The organism is Ferrovum sp. (genome assembly GCF_027317285.1).
In the GTDB taxonomy this organism is placed as follows: Bacteria; Pseudomonadota; Gammaproteobacteria; order Burkholderiales; family Ferrovaceae; genus Ferrovum.
In genome coordinates this window covers 1-4,158 of record NZ_DAHVHV010000090.1, presented here as the reverse complement: position 1 = coordinate 4,158, position 4,158 = coordinate 1, and the positions used below count along the sequence as shown (strand labels likewise).

At 57.1% G+C, this 4,158-nt stretch carries 6 protein-coding genes, 3 tRNA genes and 1 other RNA gene; 8 read left to right on the top strand and 2 right to left on the bottom strand.

Going from position 1 to position 4,158, the window contains the following annotated elements; genetic code table 11:
- Positions 1-266: 266 nt before the first annotated feature.
- From M6F29_RS11395 to ssrS, 3 genes are all read left to right on the top strand, one after another.
- The gene (locus tag M6F29_RS11395; RefSeq protein WP_298159950.1) at positions 267-500 is read left to right on the top strand and encodes a coiled-coil domain-containing protein; all 234 of its coding nucleotides are present in this window, start codon (positions 267-269) and stop codon (positions 498-500) included.
- The gene (locus M6F29_RS11390) at positions 497-808 is read left to right on the top strand and encodes a cell division protein ZapA (RefSeq protein ID WP_297478810.1); all 312 of its coding nucleotides are present in this window, start codon (positions 497-499) and stop codon (positions 806-808) included. Before M6F29_RS11395 ends, M6F29_RS11390 begins: the two co-directional genes overlap by 4 nt.
- A gap of 2 nt (positions 809-810) precedes the next feature.
- A non-coding RNA gene (gene ssrS, locus M6F29_RS11385) (6S RNA) lies at positions 811-993 on the top strand.
- A 58-nt stretch (positions 994-1,051) separates the two neighbouring features.
- Here the strand turns inward: ssrS and M6F29_RS11380 are convergent.
- Entirely contained in the window at positions 1,052-2,017 is a 966-nt protein-coding gene (locus M6F29_RS11380) for a sensor domain-containing diguanylate cyclase (RefSeq protein ID WP_298159948.1), read from the bottom strand.
- A 175-nt stretch (positions 2,018-2,192) separates the two neighbouring features.
- Positions 2,193-3,209: a glycosyltransferase family 2 protein gene (locus M6F29_RS11375; protein ID WP_298159946.1), complete on the bottom strand. Its 1,017-nt coding sequence runs from the start codon at positions 3,207-3,209 to the stop codon at positions 2,193-2,195.
- A 32-nt stretch (positions 3,210-3,241) separates the two neighbouring features.
- On the opposite strand from M6F29_RS11375, the gene M6F29_RS11370 reads away from it, so the two are divergent.
- From M6F29_RS11370 to M6F29_RS11350, 5 genes are all read left to right on the top strand, one after another.
- On the top strand, positions 3,242-3,661 hold the full coding sequence (locus M6F29_RS11370) for a GtrA family protein (RefSeq protein WP_298159944.1): 420 nt from the start codon (positions 3,242-3,244) through the stop codon (positions 3,659-3,661).
- A gap of 40 nt (positions 3,662-3,701) precedes the next feature.
- Positions 3,702-3,786 (top strand) — tRNA-Tyr (locus M6F29_RS11365).
- Between the two features lie 64 nt (positions 3,787-3,850).
- Positions 3,851-3,924: transfer RNA gene (locus tag M6F29_RS11360), tRNA-Gly, on the top strand.
- A gap of 17 nt (positions 3,925-3,941) precedes the next feature.
- Positions 3,942-4,016 (top strand) — tRNA-Thr (locus tag M6F29_RS11355).
- A 50-nt stretch (positions 4,017-4,066) separates the two neighbouring features.
- On the top strand, positions 4,067-4,158 hold a 92-nt coding region (locus M6F29_RS11350), incomplete at its 3' end, for a GTP-binding protein (protein WP_078924293.1).

Below are 4,158 nucleotides of genomic sequence, written 5' to 3'. Positions count from 1 at the left end.
CGCAGCGAATCCCGGGGGATAGATCGTACTTTGATGGCTGATCGTGCAAAACTGAAAAATCTATGCCCGGAATTTTTTGCGTTCTATCTTCGCCACCGTTGATCTGTTGATTTCCTCAGACATTTGCTGGTACGCGGATACATATTCGTCATCCAGGCAGGTGGTGGTATCGGGCCGGCACCGTTATTTTCCACCTCATGATCTGAGCGTCGAGATCCGTTGAGTTTGGGCGCATTCGTTGGGCAAAGGGGGCATGGAAAGAAGGTTTGCCTGATCCGGTGGTTTGGGGGTATAGTTGGCTCATGGACAAGTATTTCGCTGCGCTGGAGAGTAAGGTCGATCGGGTGGTCGACCAGTGTGATCGGTTGCGATCCGAAAACCAGCGTTTGCGTCAGGAATTGATCGAACGTACCGAGGAGTTGCGCGCCATGTCTGCGAAAATGGAAGAGGCGCGGCGCCGGTTGCAGAAATTGATGGATCAGACGACGGAGATGGCATGACCCGTTCTGCGACCAAGGCGTTGGAAATCGTCATTTACGACCGCACCTACCGGGTCGCCTGTGAGGAGGACCAGCACTCCCTGCTACGGGAGGCAGCGCAGGAACTGGATCGGCGCATGCGCGAAGCGCGCAGTCATGCGGAGGTGGGGCCGGAACGCGCCGCCGTGATGGTGGCCCTGAATGCGGTTTACGAGATGATGGAACAGAAGATTGCCAGCAGTTGGGATGTAGGTGAAGTGAAGCATCGCATCAAGGCAGTTGAAGAGCAGTTGGACCGGTGTTTTTTTGAGCAGGTTAATTTGTTTTGAGTTTTCCCCTGGGGTGCTCGCGATGGTTCCGAATTTTTGAACCGATAAGCATCCAAGCCTGGTGGTTGGCCCGAGGGAGATCGTTGTGCGCCGGATTTATCTCCGGTGCCTGAAGTCTCCGGCAAATCGCCCTCTTTATTGAGCAGGGTTCAGGATGACGGCCAGACGGCATCACCGGGGGAACCATCTTTTGTCCTTCGATCATCTCCGTAACCCCGACCGGGGTGGAGATGGGCGGAGCGCTCAGAGCGGATTCTGCGCCAGGGTGTAGGACACGACTGTGTTGCGTCCCTGGGCCTTGGCTCGATACATCGCGAAATCGGACTGACGGATCAGACTCTCTGCATCGATGGCATGCGTTTGGCAGAAGGTCATGCCGATGCTGGCGGAAAGCGTCAGAGGCGGAATGGATTCCAGCAGGAAGGGGTCATTCAGGGTTTCCCGGATCTTTTCCCCGATGCCCAGAGCCGACAGCGGGTTTTCCACCCCCATCAGCAAGACGATGAACTCGTCCCCCCCCAAACGGGCAATGGTGTCCGATTCGCGGACACAGGATTGCAGTCGAGCGGCCGTTTCCCGAAGAACCAGATCTCCGACATGGTGACCGAAGTTGTCGTTGATGGGTTTGAAATGGTCCAGGTCCACAAAAAGCAGGGCGATGCCCGGACTTTCGCGGTTGAGGGAACGGATGGCCTGGCTGAGGCGGTCCATGAGCAAAAGCCGGTTGGGCAACCCGGTCAGGGGATCGGAGTAGGCCGTGGAGCGCAGATTGCGCAAGGTTGCATCGACCTGCGTCAAATCCCGCACGATGGCGATGAAGATCCAATCTCCAGGACTCTGTTCGACGGAGGTGAGAACCAGTGTGACGGGGAAGATTTCCCCGTTTTTGCGTTTGCCCATCAGTTCCCGGTTCTGGGGGGAGGGCGTGCCGCTGCCCCGGTTCAGAAAGTGGTGAATGTGCTGGTCATGGTGACTGCAATGGGGCTCAGGCATCAACAGGGTCACATTCTGACCCAGAACTTCCGCGGCGGTATACCCGAAAGTCAGCGTGGCTGCGCGATTGAACGAGGTGATCCGGCCATCGGTCGAGGCCATGATGACCGAGTCGAAGACATGATCCAGAACATGATCGAGAACTTTTTCCGCGTGGACCATCGGGGCGATTTCCGGGTTGCCGGGGGTCGTGTCGGGTTGGCCGTCGTGTGTCATATCGCCTCCATTCGGGGAGATCAGACCATGGGACCTGATTTTCAGGGCCCGAATTCCACCTGCGCGAAGTCGGAATCGCACAGTTTCATTATCGTGCCAAATGCGCAGTCTATGCAATCCGTAAAGTCGATTACGTCACTGTCAGAAGAAGCGCACCAGGATGACAGGAAGGGGATTAGGAATTCCTGGGTGGAATTTCGGAGACATCGAACCCTTTTTTCCGGAAGGGAAGAGCGGGGCCGTAATAGGCGCGAATGAAGTACAAAGGACGTTGCTTGCTTTCTTCGTAAAGACGTCCGAGGTATTCCCCGATGATCCCCAATGCCATCAACTGGACCCCGGCAAAGAACAGGATGGCCACCATCAGGGAGGGGTAACCCTTGACGGCATTGCCATGAATCAGGGTATCGAGGATGATCTTGAGCGCATACAGAAAAGTCAGGGAAGAGACGGCGAATCCCAGGTAGGAGGCCATGCGCAAGGGGACATGGCTGAAGGAAGTGATGCCCTCGAGGGCAAAATTCCACAAACGCCAGAAGTTGAACTTGCTGACCCCGGCCAACCGTTCCGGGCGCTCGTAACTGACGGACGTGACTTTGAAGCCGACCCAGGCGAAGAGACCTTTCATGAAGCGTCGTCGTTCGGGAAATTGGCGCAGGGCTTCCAGAACGGCGCGGTTCATGAGGCGAAAATCCCCGGCGTTTTCCGGGATCGGAACTTCGCTCAGACGGTTGATGAGGGTGTAGAACCAGCGGGCGGTATGTCGTTTCAGCCAGCTGTCGGCCTGTCGGCTGGACCGAGTCGCCAACACCATGTCATATCCGGCACGCCATTGAGCGATCATGGCGGGCAATAATTCGGGCGGGTCCTGCAAATCCGCATCCATGGGGACGGCGGCATCGCCACGGGCCTCGAGGAGGCCAGCCGTCAGCGCAGCCTCTTTCCCGAAATTCCGGGACAGGTCGAGAATGACCACGCGCGCGTCCTGGGCGCGCAGGGCCAGCAACCGATCCAGGGTGTCATCGGTACTGCCGTCATTGATGCAGACCAGTTCCCAGGCAAGTCCGACGGGTTCGAGGACGCTGCGGAGACGGTCGAAAAAAACCGTCAGATTCTGGGCCTCGTTGTGCATGGGAACCACCACGGACAAAACGGGGTGGGTGGGGATGGAAGGGTTTGGCGTAGAATTCATGTTTCTGATTATACTGCGCCTCGAGACCCTTCATGTCCCTGATCACCGAAAAGTTCAAGCGCATTTTGTTGTTTGCGGCAGCGGGAACCGTGGGCTTCGGTGTCGATGCGCTGACCGTGCTGGCCACTCATGCTCGCTGCGGGTTGGTGGGCGCGCAGGTTTTGGGGTTTCTTCTGGCGGTGACGGTGACCTGGGGGCTGAATCGGCGCTACGCCTTCGCAGGGCGGGGAAGCGAACGCTGGCTGAGGGAGTGGGCGCGTTACCTGATGGCCAACGGATGGGGTGCGCTACTCAACAATGGCACCTATCTCCTCGCGATCTGGCTGAGCCCCTGGCTGGCACGCTACCCCGCCGGTGCAGTCGCGCTGGGTTCGCTGGCCGGGATGGGGGCAAACTATCTCGCGGCCCAGCGGTGGATATTTATTCACGCGCCCACCACAAAAAAGCATTGACAACATTACGTCTCTTTGCCCATAATCACGGGTTCGTTTAGGAGGGGTTCCCGAGCGGTCAAAGGGATCAGACTGTAAATCTGACGGCTCTGCCTTCGAAGGTTCGAATCCTTCCCCCTCCACCAAAGGTTTTAGAAAGACAGCAGACTCAAAAAATCGGGTCTGTGGCATGTTGAAGGCGGTATGCGTGCGGGTGTAGCTCAATGGTAGAGCAGAAGCCTTCCAAGCTTACGACGAGGGTTCGATTCCCTTCACCCGCTCCAACGGTTGAAAAGTTTTGGCCCATGTAGCTCAGTGGCAGAGCACTCCCTTGGTAAGGGAGAGGTCACCAGTTCAATCCTGGTCATGGGCTCCAAGTCTAAGACGATCATCATCGGCGCAAGCTGAGATTTAGCGAGGGACATTATGGCAAAGAGCAAATTTGAGCGGACGAAGCCGCATGTGAATGTGGGGACGATTGGCCACGTGGATCATGGAAAGACGACGCTGACGGCGGC